Annotated in this window: 4 protein-coding genes, 2 tRNA genes and 6 rRNA genes; 11 read left to right on the plus strand and 1 reads right to left on the minus strand. The window is 56.0% G+C overall.

The window, feature by feature from the left end; genetic code table 11:
* Positions 1-271 precede the first annotated feature (271 nt).
* The 11 genes from G4G28_RS01600 (at position 272) to G4G28_RS01650 (ending at position 16,405) form a co-directional block, all read left to right on the plus strand.
* Positions 272-2,713: a penicillin acylase family protein gene (locus tag G4G28_RS01600; protein WP_182990604.1), complete on the plus strand. Its 2,442-nt coding sequence runs from the start codon at positions 272-274 to the stop codon at positions 2,711-2,713.
* A 509-nt stretch (positions 2,714-3,222) separates the two neighbouring features.
* Positions 3,223-4,753, plus strand: a 16S ribosomal RNA gene (locus G4G28_RS01605).
* A 79-nt stretch (positions 4,754-4,832) separates the two neighbouring features.
* Positions 4,833-4,909, plus strand: a tRNA-Ile gene (locus G4G28_RS01610).
* Positions 4,910-4,931: 22 nt separating this feature from the next.
* Positions 4,932-5,007, plus strand: a tRNA-Ala gene (locus tag G4G28_RS01615).
* A gap of 263 nt (positions 5,008-5,270) precedes the next feature.
* Positions 5,271-8,162: ribosomal RNA gene (locus G4G28_RS01620) — 23S ribosomal RNA — on the plus strand.
* Between the two features lie 125 nt (positions 8,163-8,287).
* Positions 8,288-8,400 (plus strand): 5S ribosomal RNA (rrf, locus tag G4G28_RS01625).
* The 16S, 23S and 5S rRNA genes sit together here with 2 tRNA genes alongside, the layout of an rRNA operon.
* Before the next feature lie 259 nt (positions 8,401-8,659).
* Positions 8,660-10,363, plus strand: coding sequence for a hypothetical protein (locus G4G28_RS01630; protein WP_182990605.1), 1,704 nt, complete (start codon positions 8,660-8,662; stop codon positions 10,361-10,363).
* Positions 10,364-10,937: 574 nt separating this feature from the next.
* Positions 10,938-12,468: ribosomal RNA gene (locus tag G4G28_RS01635) — 16S ribosomal RNA — on the plus strand.
* A gap of 277 nt (positions 12,469-12,745) precedes the next feature.
* Positions 12,746-15,621 (plus strand): 23S ribosomal RNA (locus G4G28_RS01640).
* A 125-nt stretch (positions 15,622-15,746) separates the two neighbouring features.
* Positions 15,747-15,859: ribosomal RNA gene (gene rrf / locus G4G28_RS01645) — 5S ribosomal RNA — on the plus strand.
* Positions 15,860-16,099: 240 nt separating this feature from the next.
* On the plus strand, positions 16,100-16,405 hold the full coding sequence (locus G4G28_RS01650) for a hypothetical protein (RefSeq protein ID WP_229425391.1): 306 nt from the start codon (positions 16,100-16,102) through the stop codon (positions 16,403-16,405).
* 214 nt (positions 16,406-16,619) lie between these two features.
* On the opposite strand, the gene G4G28_RS01655 is transcribed toward G4G28_RS01650, so the two are convergent.
* Positions 16,620-18,917 (minus strand): isoamylase, encoded by a 2,298-nt coding sequence (locus G4G28_RS01655; RefSeq protein WP_229425392.1) that lies wholly within the window; start codon positions 18,915-18,917, stop codon positions 16,620-16,622.
* Positions 18,918-19,081: the final 164 nt, after the last annotated feature.

Genomic DNA, 19,081 nt, shown 5'->3' on the forward strand with positions numbered 1-19,081 from the left:
AGCCGGTACCGAACCCATCAAAATGAATAGGTTTGGAAAGTCCAGCCGCCATTCACACTGACTATCCGCATCAATATAGTGCAGCTCGCCCAAGAGCGCCTGACAAAGGTAAGGCCGCACGCGCGATGCGCGCGCCCTCCATAGCCGCGTTGGGCCGCCAGGCGTACTGTCTTCGTCGGCGCGCCTTGCTCTGAAGGTGTTGTCAGGCGCGCTAAGCCAGGCGGCACCTGTTTTTCATCTCGCACGCGGCCCCGCCGCAGAAAGCGCCAACATGAAACGTCAGCCGGGCGGACACCGACGCCTTGTTTCCCTTTCCCTGCGGGCCGCGAGCGCGGCTGCCCTTGCCTTGTTGCTTGCCGGCTGTCATGGCGACCCGGACGACAAGGGTACGATCACGCCGCCCCCGCCAGTATCGCCGGCTCCGCGCATCAAGGTGGACCTTGCTCGCACAACCTACGGTGTGCCGCACGTGCGCGCGAACGATTTCCGCAGCCTCGGCTACGGACTGGCTTATGCCTATGCCCAGGACAACCTGTGCATGTTTGCCGATTCCGTGCTGACGGTGCGGGGCGAGCGCTCGTTCTTCTTCGGCGGCGACGCCAGGGCGCCGGTGCGCAGCGGCGACTCCTATGGTGCGGCCAGCGGCTTCATGGACCTCAAGAACGAAGACAGCGATTTCTTTTTCAAGGGCTATCTCGACATCGCCCAGCTGCGCGCCAGCTACGCCGCCGGTGCGGCCGAGCCGCGCGAACTGGTCGAGGGCTATGTCGAAGGCTACAACCGCTACGTGAAAAGCTTCGCGGGCCAATACCCGGCGGCATGCAACGGCGCCAAGTGGGTGCGCCCGATCACGGTCGACGACATGTACCTGGTGATGGCCGAAAAGGCCCTGCATGCGACCGGCCAGGTGTTCTCGAAAGAATTCGTCGCTGCCGGCCGCGCCGCCAGTACGCAGACCGTGGCAGCCCGCGCCAGGACCGGCAAGCTCGATCCAGCCTTCCTGCTGGCCCGCCTCGACCAGCTCGACCGCCAGGGTTTCGGCAGCAATGCGCTGGCGGTCGGCAAGGACTTGTCCAGCAACGGCCGCGGCCTGTTGCTGGGTAATCCGCATTACCCCTGGACCACGGCCGACCGCTTCTACCAGGCCCACCTGACCGTCCCCGGGCGCTACGATGCGATGGGCGTCATCATCGGCGGCATTCCCGCCATCGTCATCGGCTTCAACCGCGACATCGCCTGGAGCCATACGGTGACGACGGCCGTGCACTTCACGACCTTCCGCCTCGCGCTCGATCCGCGCGACACCAGCGGCACCACCTATCTGTATGACGGGCAGCCCGTCAAGATGACGTCGAAGACGGTCAGCGTCGACGTGCTGCAGGCCGATGGCTCCGTGGACAGGCGCAGCAAGACCTTCTGGTTCAGCCAGCAGGGCGCCGTCATCGTCAAGCCGGAGGCCGGCATGACCTGGACCGCCAGCGCCGCCTATGTGCTCGCCGATCCGAACCGCAACAACACCCGCATGCTCGAGCAGTGGCTGGGCATTGGCACCGCCACCAGCGTGCAAGGCATCAAGGCTTCGCTCGACAAGACCGTCGGCCTGCCCTGGGTGAATACGGTGGCGGCCGACCGTAACGGCAACGCGCTGTATGCCGACGCCAGCGTCGTGCCGCACATGGCACCGCAAAAATTCGCTGGCGACTGCATGCTGCTGCAGGCGGCGCTGATGTTCGACGGCTCGCGCAGCAGCTGCGCCTGGGGGCTGGATGCGAACGCCCCCGCCGGTATCTTCTCGCCGGCGAACGGTCCGTGGTTGATCCGCAGCGATTACGTCGGCAATTCGAACGACAGCTACTGGCTGAGCAATCCGAAAGCCCTGTTGACCGGGCCGGCACCGTACGGCTTCTCGCCGCTGTACGGCCGCGTCGGCGTCGAGCAGTCGCTGCGTACCCGCATCGGTTTCAAGCAGTTCGAGGAACAGGCGGCGCAGCGCGGGAAGCTGGGCCTGGCCGACCTGCAGCAACTGGCCTTCGCCAACCGCCTGTATGCGGCCGAGCTGGTCCTGCCCGAGCTGCTTCCCGCCTGCTCCGGCAGCGCCGATGCCTTGTTGGCGCAGGCCTGTACCGTGTTGGGGGCCTGGGATCGCCATGTCGATATCGACAGCCGTGGTGCCGTGCTGTTCCGCGAGTTCTGGAACACGGCGGCCACCATTCCGAACAAATGGGCGGTACCGTTCAATCCGATCGATCCGGTCAATACGCCGTCCGGCGTGGCGCCGGCCGCCATCCCGGCCATGCTCACAGCACTCAGGAACACGGCCACGAAACTGCAATCGATGGGCATTCCGCTCGACGGCCGCCTGGGCGACTACCAGACCGAAACCCGGAACGGCGTGCGCATTCCACTGCATGGCGGCATCGGTAACATCGACGGTTCTTATAACTCGCTGACGATGCGTACAGGCTTGACTGCTACCGGCTATAACGGCGTGCATTGGGGCGAAAGTTATATCCAGACCGTGGGTTTTGACGACCAGGGACCGGTTGCCCAAGCGATGCTGACCTATGGGCAGTCGACTAATCCGGCGTCGCCGTATTACACGGACCAGACGAATGTATTCTCCCGCAAGGGGTGGCCGGTGCTGCCGTTTAGCGAGGAGAAGATCCGTAGCGACCCGGGCTACCAGGCGCAGACGCTGACGGCAGAGCAATAGCGGAACAAGGGGAGTCGGCAGGAGGTGGCAGCTGCAAGGCAGCCACCTCTGTCTTTTTTTGGAGATTTTTTCGAAACGGTCTTGCGGACAGCTCATCGGCTTTGCTATGATTCGCCTCCGCTTCGCAGCGTGTGTAGCTGAGTGAAAACTGCAACGAAATCAAGTAGTTGAGTTTGCAACAGCAAATACAGAAATCTGCGGTGAAGCAAAGAAGGGGTTGACGAAGATCGCGAAACACTGCATAATCTCACTTCTCTGCTGCTGACGAACAAAACGATTCGCGACAAAGCAGCAAGGCAGTACCGAATAAAGTTCTTTAACAATTAACAGTCGATAAGTGTGGGCGTTTGATGAAGGTGCCAGCTGACTAGTTCAGCTGATTACTTAAATTATCAAATGTTCACAAAAGTATTAAGCGTTGTCTCAGCAATGAGATAACGGTCAGTATCTTGAGTGAGCGACTCCGCTAGCAATAGCGGATGACACGAAAGTGTCAACAAGCAGAGATTGAACTGAAGAGTTTGATCCTGGCTCAGATTGAACGCTGGCGGCATGCTTTACACATGCAAGTCGAACGGCAGCACGGGCTTCGGCCTGGTGGCGAGTGGCGAACGGGTGAGTAATATATCGGAACGTACCCAAGAGTGGGGGATAACGTAGCGAAAGTTACGCTAATACCGCATACGATCTAAGGATGAAAGCAGGGGACCGCAAGGCCTTGTGCTCCTGGAGCGGCCGATATCTGATTAGCTAGTTGGTAGGGTAAAGGCCTACCAAGGCGACGATCAGTAGCTGGTCTGAGAGGACGACCAGCCACACTGGAACTGAGACACGGTCCAGACTCCTACGGGAGGCAGCAGTGGGGAATTTTGGACAATGGGCGCAAGCCTGATCCAGCAATGCCGCGTGAGTGAAGAAGGCCTTCGGGTTGTAAAGCTCTTTTGTCAGGGAAGAAACGGTAGAGGCTAATATCCTCTGCTAATGACGGTACCTGAAGAATAAGCACCGGCTAACTACGTGCCAGCAGCCGCGGTAATACGTAGGGTGCAAGCGTTAATCGGAATTACTGGGCGTAAAGCGTGCGCAGGCGGTTTTGTAAGTCTGTCGTGAAAGCCCCGGGCTCAACCTGGGAATTGCGATGGAGACTGCAAGGCTTGAATCTGGCAGAGGGGGGTAGAATTCCACGTGTAGCAGTGAAATGCGTAGAGATGTGGAGGAACACCGATGGCGAAGGCAGCCCCCTGGGTCAAGATTGACGCTCATGCACGAAAGCGTGGGGAGCAAACAGGATTAGATACCCTGGTAGTCCACGCCCTAAACGATGTCTACTAGTTGTCGGGTTTTAATTAACTTGGTAACGCAGCTAACGCGTGAAGTAGACCGCCTGGGGAGTACGGTCGCAAGATTAAAACTCAAAGGAATTGACGGGGACCCGCACAAGCGGTGGATGATGTGGATTAATTCGATGCAACGCGAAAAACCTTACCTACCCTTGACATGTCAGGAATCCTTGAGAGATCAGGGAGTGCCCGAAAGGGAACCTGAACACAGGTGCTGCATGGCTGTCGTCAGCTCGTGTCGTGAGATGTTGGGTTAAGTCCCGCAACGAGCGCAACCCTTGTCATTAGTTGCTACGCAAGAGCACTCTAATGAGACTGCCGGTGACAAACCGGAGGAAGGTGGGGATGACGTCAAGTCCTCATGGCCCTTATGGGTAGGGCTTCACACGTCATACAATGGTACATACAGAGGGCCGCCAACCCGCGAGGGGGAGCTAATCCCAGAAAGTGTATCGTAGTCCGGATCGCAGTCTGCAACTCGACTGCGTGAAGTTGGAATCGCTAGTAATCGCGGATCAGCATGCCGCGGTGAATACGTTCCCGGGTCTTGTACACACCGCCCGTCACACCATGGGAGCGGGTTTTACCAGAAGTAGGTAGCTTAACCGCAAGGGGGGCGCTTACCACGGTAGGATTCGTGACTGGGGTGAAGTCGTAACAAGGTAGCCGTATCGGAAGGTGCGGCTGGATCACCTCCTTTCTAGAGTAGCACCGGGAGCTAACGCTCCATCACCAAGCGTCCGCACTTATCGACTGTTGAACAAGAAGAACACAGTTTCGGGGCTGTAGCTCAGCTGGTTAGAGCACCGTGTTGATAACGCGGGGGTCGTTGGTTCGAGTCCAACCAGCCCTACCAAGTTATTGGAAGTATCCGATAAGGGGGATTAGCTCAGCTGGGAGAGCACCTGCTTTGCAAGCAGGGGGTCGTCGGTTCGATCCCGTCATCCTCCACCATCACTTGGTAGTATCGAAGAGCCTGAAAGTACAAACGTAAGCAAGTCGTTGAAGACTGCCGCTTAGGTTTGGTCTTTTAGAGATCACTGTTGTTCTGTTCTTTAACAATCTGGAAGAAGTAAAGTTTTTTTAAGCGTGCAAACGCATCAGCAATGATGAGTGAGCACACTTAGGGTAGTAGTAAAAGTATCAACAAACATGCAACAAGCTGTACTCCTTGAACTATGACGCTCCCTGGTGTGAACCAGGGGCTAACGTTATAGGGACAAGCGAATAAGTGCACATGGTGGATGCCTTGGCGATTACAGGCGATGAAGGACGTAGTAGCTTGCGATAAGCTGCGGGGAGTGAGCAAACACACTTTGATCCGCAGATTTCCGAATGGGGAAACCCGGCCTTTTAGGTCATTGCATGCTGAATACATAGGCATGCAAAGCGAACGCGGCGAACTGAAACATCTAAGTAGCTGCAGGAAAAGAAATCAACCGAGATTCCCAAAGTAGTGGCGAGCGAAATGGGAAGAGCCTGTACGTGATAGTCGACTGGATAGTGGAACGGATTGGAAACTCCGGCCATAGAGGGTGATAGCCCCTTACACGAAATTCAGACGGTGGTACTAAGCGTACGACAAGTAGGGCGGGACACGAGAAATCCTGTCTGAACATGGGGGGACCATCCTCCAAGGCTAAATACTCGTAATCGACCGATAGTGAACCAGTACCGTGAGGGAAAGGCGAAAAGAACCCCGGGAGGGGAGTGAAATAGATCCTGAAACCGTGTGCATACAAACAGTCGGAGCGGACTTGTTCCGTGACGGCGTACCTTTTGTATAATGGGTCAGCGACTTACATTCAGTGGCGAGGTTAACCGAATAGGGGAGCCGTAGAGAAATCGAGTCCGAACAGGGCGACAGTCGCTGGGTGTAGACCCGAAACCAAGTGATCTACCCATGGCCAGGATGAAGGTGCGGTAACACGCCCTGGAGGTCCGAACCCACTAATGTTGAAAAATTAGGGGATGAGCTGTGGGTAGGGGTGAAAGGCTAAACAAACTTGGAAATAGCTGGTTCTCTCCGAAAACTATTTAGGTAGTGCCTCAAGTATCACCATCGGGGGTAGAGCACTGTTATGGCTAGGGGGTCATTGCGACTTACCAAACCATTGCAAACTCCGAATACCGATGAGTGCGAGCTTGGGAGACAGACGTCGGGTGCTAACGTCCGGCGTCAAGAGGGAAACAACCCAGACCGCCAGCTAAGGTCCCAAAGATTGGCTAAGTGGAAAACGAAGTGGGAAGGCTAAAACAGTCAGGATGTTGGCTTAGAAGCAGCCATCATTTAAAGAAAGCGTAATAGCTCACTGATCGAGTCGTCCTGCGCGGAAGATGTAACGGGGCTAAGCCAGTCACCGAAGCTGCGGATATTTTTCGAAGTACTTGTACTTTGATCGATATGGTAGGAGAGCGTTCTGTAAGCCTGCGAAGGTGTCTTGTAAAGGATGCTGGAGGTATCAGAAGTGCGAATGCTGACATGAGTAGCGATAATGCGGGTGAAAAGCCCGCACGCCGTAAGCCCAAGGTTTCCTGTTCAACGTTCATCGGAGCAGGGTGAGTCGGCCCCTAAGGCGAGGCAGAGATGCGTAGCTGATGGGAAGCAGGTTAATATTCCTGCACCGTCGTATGATGCGATGGGGGGACGGATCGCGGAAGGTTGTCTGACTGTTGGAATAGTCAGTTTCTGCTTCATAGAAGGCACTTAGGCAAATCCGGGTGCGTAATTCAAGGGAGTGGGACGAGCGGCCTTGTGCTGCGAAGCAATCGGAAGTGGTTCCAAGAAAAGCCTCTAAGCTTCAGTCATACGAGACCGTACCGCAAACCGACACAGGTGGGCGAGATGAGTATTCTAAGGCGCTTGAGAGAACTCGGGAGAAGGAACTCGGCAAATTGGTACCGTAACTTCGGGAAAAGGTACGCCCCGGTAGCTTGACCACTTTACTGTGGAAGGGCGAAAGGGTTGCAATAAACTGGTGGCTGCGACTGTTTAATAAAAACACAGCACTCTGCAAACACGAAAGTGGACGTATAGGGTGTGACGCCTGCCCGGTGCTGGAAGATTAAATGATGGGGTGCAAGCTCTTGATTGAAGTCCCAGTAAACGGCGGCCGTAACTATAACGGTCCTAAGGTAGCGAAATTCCTTGTCGGGTAAGTTCCGACCTGCACGAATGGCGTAACGATGGCCACACTGTCTCCTCCCGAGACTCAGCGAAGTTGAAATGTTTGTGATGATGCAATCTACCCGCGGCTAGACGGAAAGACCCCATGAACCTTTACTGTAGCTTTGCATTGGACTTTGAACCAATCTGTGTAGGATAGGTGGGAGGCTTTGAAGCGGGGACGCCAGTTCTCGTGGAGCCATCCTTGAAATACCACCCTGGTTTGTTTGAGGTTCTAACCTTGGTCCGTTATCCGGATCGGGGACAGTGCATGGTAGGCAGTTTGACTGGGGCGGTCTCCTCCTAAAGTGTAACGGAGGAGTTCGAAGGTACGCTAGGTACGGTCGGACATCGTGCTAATAGTGCAATGGCATAAGCGTGCTTAACTGCGAGACCGACAAGTCGAGCAGGTACGAAAGTAGGACATAGTGATCCGGTGGTTCTGTATGGAAGGGCCATCGCTCAACGGATAAAAGGTACTCTGGGGATAACAGGCTGATTCCTCCCAAGAGTTCATATCGACGGGGGAGTTTGGCACCTCGATGTCGGCTCATCACATCCTGGGGCTGTAGCCGGTCCCAAGGGTATGGCTGTTCGCCATTTAAAGTGGTACGTGAGCTGGGTTTAAAACGTCGTGAGACAGTTTGGTCCCTATCTGCCGTGGGCGTTGGAAATTTGAAGGGGGCTGCTCCTAGTACGAGAGGACCGGAGTGGACGAACCTCTGGTGTACCGGTTGTCACGCCAGTGGCATTGCCGGGTAGCTAAGTTCGGAAGAGATAACCGCTGAAAGCATCTAAGCGGGAAACTTGCCTTGAGATGAGATTTCCCGGAGCCTTGAGCTCCTTGAAGGGTCGTTCGAGACCAGGACGTTGATAGGCTGGGTGTGGAAGTGCAGTAATGCATTAAGCTAACCAGTACTAATTGCCCGTACGGCTTGTCCCTATAACCTTAGCAGGATATGGATTCAAGAAATACAGCGCTGTTTGTTGATACAGCTGCTACCACTTACTTCTTCCAGATTCAGAGCAGCGTTGCCCATTAGGGAAACGATGCTCGTACAAGTCATGCCTGATGACCATAGCAAGTCGGTCCCACCCCTTCCCATCCCGAACAGGACCGTGAAACGACTTTGCGCCGATGATAGTGCTGCAACCAGTGTGAAAGTAGGTTATCGTCAGGCTAGTTATAAGAGAAAAACCCGCTGATTGCGATCAGCGGGTTTTTTTTCGTCTTGAAAAAACCCGCCGGTCCAGGTCCATACTGTGGACCCTCACCTCCGCGGGGTTTTTTGCGTTTGGGCGGCTGTTATATACAAACGAATGCTTCTGTCGGATCCCAGCCGCGTTTCCCTGCCGCGCTCTCCATACTGATGGTCAAAATCAATTCCTTACAGCATCATCCGGTATAAGTTTTTAACTTTGCCGTGAATGGGAATGACCATGTCTCGAAACATCTTGCGCGCTGTCTTTGGCCTCGCCACTCTTGCCCTGGCCAGCACCGCCAGCGCTGCCTCTGCCCCAGCCGGCGTGAAGGATGCGCTAGCGAATGAACCCATCGGTTTGCTGCCGGGCGCGGGATTCCAGCTACGCACGGGAAAGTGCACGGACTGCCCGGTGCCGAAGCAAAACCTGTGGTATTTCGAGAACGAGATCATTGCTGTACCGGCGAGCTCGGCCGCCACCGCAAGCTTCACACCTGGCAGCGACAGGAATCGCGACGTTGCCAACTGGGCGGCGACACCTGCGTCCGCACAGCTCGCCCATCCCTCGCTTGTCTGGATGGGTGCCCCCCAGGTCCTCGAGGGGGCAACCGTTCTGCCGGGCGCGCGCACGTTGCGCACTGTCGACGGCAAGGACCTGGACATGCGGCTCGTTCCCAAGCTGTCCACCAATCGCTCGTTCGCTAACGGCGCGACGTTTTCCTATTTCGAAGGGCGCCAGGTCCGACTGCGCGGCGCGCTCGGTAGCGAAAACGGACGCCCGGTCTTTACTGCGCGCACCATTTGGCCTGCCGACTTTTCGCTCGATACCGCCAGGCTCAAGAACGCGCCACTGAAAGACTCAGCTGAGCTGACCGCGCTCGTGCGCGAGCCGCTCAAGCCTCAACAGGGCGTCGATACGCGGCTGTTATGGGAGCGTCATCCAGGACAAGCGCGCAATTGGCAGGACAAACCTGTCCTCGGCATTGTGCTCAACGGCGCGCAGGGTGACGACGACGAATCCCTGGGCGGTCATTTCGCCATCGCGACCGGACGCTTTGGGAAAAATGGCGACTGGTCGGGCTGGGCGGTGAATAATTTCTACAATCTCGATTCGGTCAGCGAAAAAGGCATTGTCGCCGCCACCGTCCCGATGGATAACTATCTCATGGACGTGAACAGCGGGCAGCAATATTACCGGCCGTCCTATATGCTGGTGGCGGTACTGAACAACCAGCGTACCGCCGTGGCCTTCCAGGGCGGCGTCCAGCGCGTATTCAACCATTTTTACCGGCACGATTTCCGCTACCGCCACGCGGCCGCCAACTGCACGGGCATCAGCGTCGACGTGTTCGAAGCACTTGGCTGGCATGTTCCGAAACGCGGCCCGACCGCGCCTATCAAATCGCTCGGGGCGTATGCTTATTTATCGGCCAAGGACGTCAGTTTCGCAAGCGGCAGGAAGATTTACGATTATCTGAACGAAGAGCAGACCCGCCTGTTCCCTGCCGTCGCCTTCGATGCGATGGGGCAGGACCTCCTGCAGCTGGTCAGTGCCGATGGAGTCCAGCCGCGCGCCCTGTCCACGTACGAGCAGCAACTGCGCGACGACGTCGAAGCGATCATGCTGGTCCGTATTGCGCAAGTGCCGTCCAGCCGCGCCAATGGCTCCGCCCCCGTGTTCTCGTTCGACGAATTCAGGTCGCGCGTACCGCAAGACCAGTCGCAATGGAAGATAGTACCCGTGGCCGACCGTCCCTTCCCGGTAGCGCTGCAGGGAGAAGGCTTCGTCGCAGAGAAAGACCCATCAGTCGTGCCGCTCCCGATCGCGGGCATAGGCGCGACCTTAGTCTTGGGAGCTGTCGCCTGGCGCCGGCGTAAGCAGGCGCAGAAGAAGACGATCGCGGCCACCCAGCCTTCTCGTGATCCTGTCGCTGTCGAGTAAAAAAGCACAGACAACAAGGCCGCATCCTTATTGCGCTTGCCCCACACCTGGCAGAGAGGGCTTCAAGAAATTTGCATCGTCGCCCCTGGTAAGCGAGATGCCAGAGGCGGCGAAGATTTTTTCTGCAACGCTCTTGCGCACGACGTCAGACCTTTGTTATGATTCGCGTCCGCTTCGCAGCAAGCTGTGTCGCTGATGAAAACTGCAACGAAATCAAGTAGTTGAGTTGACAACAGCAAACACAAAATCTGCGGTGAAGCAAAGAAGGGGTTGACGAAGATCGCGAAACACTGCATAATCTCACTTCTCTGCTGCTGACGAACAAAACGATTCGCGACAAAGCAGCAAGGCAGTACCGCCCTCGGCGGGAGCCAAAGTTCTTTAACAATTAACAGTCGATAAGTGTGGGCGTTTGATGAAGGTGCCAGCTGACTAGTTCAGCTGATTACTTAAATTATCAAATGTTCACAAAAGTATTAAGCGTTGTCTCAGCAATGAGATAACGGTCAGTATCTTGAGTGAGCGACTCCGCTAGCAATAGCGGATGACACGAAAGTGTCAACAAACAGAGATTGAACTGAAGAGTTTGATCCTGGCTCAGATTGAACGCTGGCGGCATGCTTTACACATGCAAGTCGAACGGCAGCACGGGCTTCGGCCTGGTGGCGAGTGGCGAACGGGTGAGTAATATATCGGAACGTACCCAAGAGTGGGGGATAACGTAGCGAAAGTTACGCTAATACCGCATACGATCTAAGGATGAAAGCAGGGGACCGCAAGGCCTTGTGCTCCTGGAGCGGCCGATATCTGATTAGCTAGTTGGTAGGGTAAAGGCCTACCAAGGCGACGATCAGTAGCTGGTCTGAGAGGACGACCAGCCACACTGGAACTGAGACACGGTCCAGACTCCTACGGGAGGCAGCAGTGGGGAATTTTGGACAATGGGCGCAAGCCTGATCCAGCAATGCCGCGTGAGTGAAGAAGGCCTTCGGGTTGTAAAGCTCTTTTGTCAGGGAAGAAACGGTAGAGGCTAATATCCTCTGCTAATGACGGTACCTGAAGAATAAGCACCGGCTAACTACGTGCCAGCAGCCGCGGTAATACGTAGGGTGCAAGCGTTAATCGGAATTACTGGGCGTAAAGCGTGCGCAGGCGGTTTTGTAAGTCTGTCGTGAAAGCCCCGGGCTCAACCTGGGAATTGCGATGGAGACTGCAAGGCTTGAATCTGGCAGAGGGGGGTAGAATTCCACGTGTAGCAGTGAAATGCGTAGAGATGTGGAGGAACACCGATGGCGAAGGCAGCCCCCTGGGTCAAGATTGACGCTCATGCACGAAAGCGTGGGGAGCAAACAGGATTAGATACCCTGGTAGTCCACGCCCTAAACGATGTCTACTAGTTGTCGGGTTTTAATTAACTTGGTAACGCAGCTAACGCGTGAAGTAGACCGCCTGGGGAGTACGGTCGCAAGATTAAAACTCAAAGGAATTGACGGGGACCCGCACAAGCGGTGGATGATGTGGATTAATTCGATGCAACGCGAAAAACCTTACCTACCCTTGACATGTCAGGAATCCTTGAGAGATCAGGGAGTGCCCGAAAGGGAACCTGAACACAGGTGCTGCATGGCTGTCGTCAGCTCGTGTCGTGAGATGTTGGGTTAAGTCCCGCAACGAGCGCAACCCTTGTCATTAGTTGCTACGCAAGAGCACTCTAATGAGACTGCCGGTGACAAACCGGAGGAAGGTGGGGATGACGTCAAGTCCTCATGGCCCTTATGGGTAGGGCTTCACACGTCATACAATGGTACATACAGAGGGCCGCCAACCCGCGAGGGGGAGCTAATCCCAGAAAGTGTATCGTAGTCCGGATCGCAGTCTGCAACTCGACTGCGTGAAGTTGGAATCGCTAGTAATCGCGGATCAGCATGCCGCGGTGAATACGTTCCCGGGTCTTGTACACACCGCCCGTCACACCATGGGAGCGGGTTTTACCAGAAGTAGGTAGCTTAACCGCAAGGGGGGCGCTTACCACGGTAGGATTCGTGACTGGGGTGAAGTCGTAACAAGGTAGCCGTATCGGAAGGTGCGGCTGGATCACCTCCTTTCTAGAGTAGCACCGGGAGCTAACGCTCCATCATCAAGCGTTCACACTTATCGACTGTCAATAAGAACTGTATTTAGCTGAAGCGGAAAGCTTGAGCTAAGTGTAGTTATTGTTCTTTAACAATCTGGAAGAAGTAAAGTTTTTTTAAGCGTGCAAACGCATCAGCAATGATGAGTGAGCACACTTAGGGTAGTAGTAAAAGTATCAACAAACATGCAACAAGCTGTACTCCTTGAACTATGACGCTCCCTGGTGCGAACCAGGGGCTAACGTTATAGGGACAAGCGAATAAGTGCACATGGTGGATGCCTTGGCGATTACAGGCGATGAAGGACGTAGTAGCTTGCGATAAGCTGCGGGGAGTGAGCAAACACACTTTGATCCGCAGATTTCCGAATGGGGAAACCCGGCCTTTTAGGTCATTGCATGCTGAATACATAGGCATGCAAAGCGAACGCGGCGAACTGAAACATCTAAGTAGCTGCAGGAAAAGAAATCAACCGAGATTCCCAAAGTAGTGGCGAGCGAAATGGGAAGAGCCTGTACGTGATAGTCGACTGGATAGTGGAACGGATTGGAAACTCCGGCCATAGAGGGTGATAGCCCCTTACACGAAATTCAGACGGTGGTACTAAGCGTACGACAAGTAGGGCGGGACACGAGAAATCCTGTCTGAACATGGGGGGACCATCCTCCAAGGCTAAATACTCGTAATCGACCGATAGTGAACCAGTACCGTGAGGGAAAGGCGAAAAGAACCCCGGGAGGGGAGTGAAATAGATCCTGAAACCGTGTGCATACAAACAGTCGGAGCGGACTTGTTCCGTGACGGCGTACCTTTTGTATAATGGGTCAGCGACTTACATTCAGTGGCGAGGTTAACCGAATAGGGGAGCCGTAGAGAAATCGAGTCCGAACAGGGCGACAGTCGCTGGGTGTAGACCCGAAACCAAGTGATCTACCCATGGCCAGGATGAAGGTGCGGTAACACGCCCTGGAGGTCCGAACCCACTAATGTTGAAAAATTAGGGGATGAGCTGTGGGTAGGGGTGAAAGGCTAAACAAACTTGGAAATAGCTGGTTCTCTCCGAAAACTATTTAGGTAGTGCCTCAAGTATCACCATCGGGGGTAGAGCACTGTTATGGCTAGGGGGTCATTGCGACTTACCAAACCATTGCAAACTCCGAATACCGATGAGTGCGAGCTTGGGAGACAGACGTCGGGTGCTAACGTCCGGCGTCAAGAGGGAAACAACCCAGACCGCCAGCTAAGGTCCCAAAGATTGGCTAAGTGGAAAACGAAGTGGGAAGGCTAAAACAGTCAGGATGTTGGCTTAGAAGCAGCCATCATTTAAAGAAAGCGTAATAGCTCACTGATCGAGTCGTCCTGCGCGGAAGATGTAACGGGGCTAAGCCAGTCACCGAAGCTGCGGATATCCTTTATTGGATATGGTAGGAGAGCGTTCTGTAAGCCTGCGAAGGTGTCTTGTAAAGGATGCTGGAGGTATCAGAAGTGCGAATGCTGACATGAGTAGCGATAATGCGGGTGAAAAGCCCGCACGCCGTAAGCCCAAGGTTTCCTGTTCAACGTTCATCGGAGCAGGGTGAGTCGGCCCCTAAGGCGAGGCAGAGATGCGTAGCTGATGGGAAGCAGGTTAATATTCCTGCACCGTCGTATGATGCGATGGGGGGACGGATCGCGGAAGGTTGTCTGACTGTTGGAATAGTCAGTTTCTGCTTCATAGAAGGCACTTAGGCAAATCCGGGTGCGTAATTCAAGGGAGTGGGACGAGCGGCCTTGTGCTGCGAAGCAATCGGAAGTGGTTCCAAGAAAAGCCTCTAAGCTTCAGTCATACGAGACCGTACCGCAAACCGACACAGGTGGGCGAGATGAGTATTCTAAGGCGCTTGAGAGAACTCGGGAGAAGGAACTCGGCAAATTGGTACCGTAACTTCGGGAAAAGGTACGCCCCGGTAGCTTGACCACTTTACTGTGGAAGGGCGAAAGGGTTGCAATAAACTGGTGGCTGCGACTGTTTAATAAAAACACAGCACTCTGCAAACACGAAAGTGGACGTATAGGGTGTGACGCCTGCCCGGTGCTGGAAGATTAAATGATGGGGTGCAAGCTCTTGATTGAAGTCCCAGTAAACGGCGGCCGTAACTATAACGGTCCTAAGGTAGCGAAATTCCTTGTCGGGTAAGTTCCGACCTGCACGAATGGCGTAACGATGGCCACACTGTCTCCTCCCGAGACTCAGCGAAGTTGAAATGTTTGTGATGATGCAATCTACCCGCGGCTAGACGGAAAGACCCCATGAACCTTTACTGTAGCTTTGCATTGGACTTTGAACCAATCTGTGTAGGATAGGTGGGAGGCTTTGAAGCGGGGACGCCAGTTCTCGTGGAGCCATCCTTGAAATACCACCCTGGTTTGTTTGAGGTTCTAACCTTGGTCCGTTATCCGGATCGGGGACAGTGCATGGTAGGCAGTTTGACTGGGGCGGTCTCCTCCTAAAGTGTAACGGAGGAGTTCGAAGGTACGCTAGGTACGGTCGGACATCGTGCTAATAGTGCAATGGCATAAGCGTGCTTAACTGCGAGACCGACAAGTCGAGCAGGTACGAAAGTAGGACATAGTGATCCGGTGGTTCTGTATGGAAGGGCCATCGCTCAACGGATAAAAGGTACTCTGGGGATAACAGGCTGATTCCTCCCAAGAGTTCATATCGACGGGGGAGTTTGGCACCTCGATGTCGGCTCATCACATCCTGGGGCTGTAGCCGGTCCCAAGGGTATGGCTGTTCGCCATTTAAAGTGGTACGTGAGCTGGGTTTAAAACGTCGTGAGACAGTTTGGTCCCTATCTGCCGTGGGCGTTGGAAATTTGAAGGGGGCTGCTCCTAGTACGAGAGGACCGGAGTGGACGAACCTCTGGTGTACCGGTTGTCACGCCAGTGGCATTGCCGGGTAGCTAAGTTCGGAAGAGATAACCGCTGAAAGCATCTAAGCGGGAAACTTGCCTTGAGATGAGATTTCCCGGAGCCTTGAGCTCCTTGAAGGGTCGTTCGAGACCAGGACGTTGATAGGCTGGGTGTGGAAGTGCAGTAATGCATTAAGCTAACCAGTACTAATTGCCCGTACGGCTTGTCCCTATAACCTTAGCAGGATATGGATTCAAGAAATACAGCGCTGTTTGTTGATACAGCTGCTACCACTTACTTCTTCCAGATTCAGAGCAGCGTTATCCACAAAGGAAACGATGCTCGTACAAGTCATGCCTGATGACCATAGCAAGTCGGTCCCACCCCTTCCCATCCCGAACAGGACCGTGAAACGACTTTGCGCCGATGATAGTGCTGCAACCAGTGTGAAAGTAGGTTATCGTCAGGCTAGTTATAAGAGAAAAACCCGCTGATTGCGATCAGCGGGTTTTTTTTCGTCTTGAAAAAACCCCGCCGGGTCAGGTCCATACTGCGGACCCTCACCTCCGCGGGGTTTTTTTGCGTTTGGGCGGCTGTTTTTGCCCAGGGACTGCGGCAGAGCCGCCAACGCGCAACCGAATGTAACGCCCGTTGAAAGTCCGCGTCCCCGCACTACACTCCAATCAGATTGGCAGTTTCGGAGGCGAACATGGACACGCAACTCGACGGGCACGCAGGCGTACAGGCAAGCAACCGGATGAAGCGACATGGATTACGGCGCTCTCTTGCCGCACTGCTGCTTGCTGGTGGACTGGGAGGCTGCGTGTATGCGCCGCCGTATGGCGCTTACGATCCCTATTATCCCGGCTACAGCTACCCTGCCTACGTCGGGCCGCCTGTCTCCGTCGGCCTCGGCTTCGGATATGTCGAGCACCGCCACAGCTATCACGGCGGTGGCTACGGTCATGGCCGGCACCATGGGTATGGCCGAGGCCACGGTTGGGGAAGACGCTAGGTCGTCCGGCCAAATTGGCAACGAGGGACGGCGGTTCGATGGCACGCAGGAATAGGCGGCGTATCGAACCGCGCCCAAGCCTTGGTGCGCCTGACAAGCCTCCATCGCTGTGTTGCACCCGCTCGCCGTACGGGCGCACTGTCTTCCGGTTCGCCGATGCGACGGCTGCGTCGGGTGGCCGCATCCCTTGCTATGAAGGTTTTGTCAGGCGTTCTTATTTAGCGATCAGCACCAGCGTCCCGCGCCCGCACACGCCATAACCGGCATTTTCGCCGCCTACCAGGACCTCCGTTCCCGGCGCCTGCACTTGGGAGGCGCCTTCCGCCCAGTTGCAGGTATCGGTCACGCGGTACCAGTTTTTGCCGGTGCCCGGCCATGGCAGCGTGAAATTCACCTGGGCGCTCCAGGCATTGTGGGCCACATAAATGCTCGAGGCAGGATCGCCGAACTCGGTGCCATCGATGCGCCAGGCAATCGCATGATTGGCTGAGTTATTGAAATAGGTGGCATCGGCGACACCGCCGTCCGGCCTGAACCAGCGCAGCTGCTCCATGATGTTGCCGTTGTTATCGGCGCTCGAATAGAAGTCCGCCGGACGTAGGGCTGGATGCGCTTTGCGGAAGGCGATTATCGCCCTGGTGAAGGCCTGGAAGTTCGCCTGGTCCGTGGTGCGACTCCAGTTCAGCCAGTTGGCGGAGGAATCCAGGTTATACGGATTGTTGTTGCAGTTCAGGCTGCGTAAAGCCTCGTCGCCGCCGACCATCATCGGCACGCCGGCCGACAGCATCATCAGCGCCATGCCGTTACGCGCAGCCTTTCTCTGGTCGGCAGCAATGCCTCCCTGGTCCCAGCTGTTGTTATTGTCCTCACCACCATCGCTCGGCCCATACGGCCAAGCCTGGTTATTGTTCTTGCTGTTGCAGCTATACAGGTCTTTCAGGGTGAAGCCGTCATGCGCGGTAATGAAGTTCACCGAATGCCAGGGCTTGCGGCCATCGTCTCCATATAAGTCGCTGGAGCCGGCAAAGCGCGTCGCCATTTGTCCGGTTGTCGTCGCCACCGTGCCGAGCTTGTTCTGTGCCGTGCGCACGACGTCGCGGTAGGCGCCGTTCCATTCGGCCCAGCCGCTGGGGAAGCCGCCCACTTGATAGGAATTGCCGCCGATCGCCCAGGGCTCGGCGATCAGATCGACGCCACTGCCGCCGGCCGCGGGCCGCGGCGGCAGTTCGGCGACGATGCGGTTCAGCGCGTTACCCGCATCCATTTTGTCGAAGTTAAAACAGCCGTGCTGGCAGCTGTTGCCCAGGACCGAAGCGAGATCGAAGCGATAGCCGTCCACGCCCAGCTTGTCGCGCCAGTAGGCGAGCGAATCGACAATCAGGTTCTGGGCGATCGGGTTGCGCGTATTGTAGTTGCCGCCTACGCCAGTGTTGTCCCAGGAATTCTGCAAATCCGACGTCAGGCTGTAATAAGTGGGGTTGTCGAGGCCACGCATGCCGTACAGGTTATAGGTGGTCTTGTCGGCGCTGTTCCACGCCCCGCCTTCGCCCGTGTGGTTATAGACGACGTCGATCAGCACCTTGATGCCCTTGTCGTGGAACGCTTTCACCATTTCCTTGAACTCGCGCGTCGGCCCGCCCGGGCTTTTGTCGTAGGCATAACGTCGATCGGGCGCGAAATAGGCCAGGGTCATGTAGCCCCAGTAGTTGTCGCCTTGCGTTGTAGTCGGGACATTGTCGTTGGTATCGTTCTGCGTCTCCTGTACCGGCAGGAACTCGATCGCCGTCACGCCCAGGCTGGCAAGCGCGGCCGCCTTCAAGGCGGCGCCCTTGTAGGTGCCGCGGTAGGCTGCCGTGATCGAGGTGTCGTTCATGGTCAAGCCGCGCACATGGGCTTCGTACACGACGTCGTCCTTCAGCGCGCGCGTTGGCTTGGTGCCGATCGACTGGCTGTCGCCGGCGAGCACGATGCCTTTTGGCGCCGAGGAACCGCTGTCGATGTTCCGGTAGGTAGGGCCGCTGGCGTAGATCGTGCCGTTGCTCATGGTCGACGTGGTCGGGTCATGGCTCAGCTCAAGCGCATAGGGGTCGGTCAGCAGTTTATTAGGATTGAAGCGGTTGCCGGCGGCGTCGACATCGCTGATGAAGCCAAGCCCGGAACCCTTGGTCCAGCTGCTGTGATACGGCCAGTTCGGTCCCCAGGCGCGGTAGCCATAATAGAGCGTGCCGCCCAGCCCCTGGCCGCCCAGGGTCGCGGTCGGGATCGTCACGCTCCAGACGCCGCCCGTATTGGTCATCAGGTAGCGCGCCTTTTCGGCGCTGCCGGTGGCAGTGCTGTACAGGTAAAGCTCGATCCGGGTGGCTTTGCTCGAGTGCACCTTGAAGGTGACATTCGCCTTGGTGGCGTCGTAGGCGGCGCCGAGCTTGTTGGGGTTGATTGCCGCCCAGGCCGGCGTGGCAAGCAGAGCGCCCGTGATCAGGGCGGATAGCAGGGTGCGGTGCAGCTTCATCATCGTGTCTCCGTATTGTGTGTTATCGCATCGTTTAGCCGGAGACTGGCCTGCCGCGGCGAGCCAACATGGAGTCTCCTGACTGCCTCTCAGGCGGACATGTACTTTCGCTACCTCTACTGGGCCGCTCATCAATACATCAAGGCGACGCTACTCCCGTGCTCATT

This window comes from Massilia sp. Dwa41.01b, from assembly GCF_014171775.1.
Lineage (GTDB): Bacteria > Pseudomonadota > Gammaproteobacteria > Burkholderiales > Burkholderiaceae_D > Telluria.

Bases quoted from the DNA above. Each gene is read 5' to 3' on its own strand.
- G4G28_RS01600 (WP_182990604.1), top strand. From the start codon at position 272: ATGAAACGTCAGCCGGGCGGACACCGACGCCTTGTTTCCCTTTCCCTG.
- G4G28_RS01630 (WP_182990605.1), top strand. From the start codon at position 8,660: ATGTCTCGAAACATCTTGCGCGCTGTCTTTGGCCTCGCCACTCTTGCC.
- G4G28_RS01650 (WP_229425391.1), top strand. From the start codon at position 16,100: ATGGACACGCAACTCGACGGGCACGCAGGCGTACAGGCAAGCAACCGG.
- G4G28_RS01655 (WP_229425392.1), bottom strand. From the start codon at position 18,917: ATGATGAAGCTGCACCGCACCCTGCTATCCGCCCTGATCACGGGCGCT.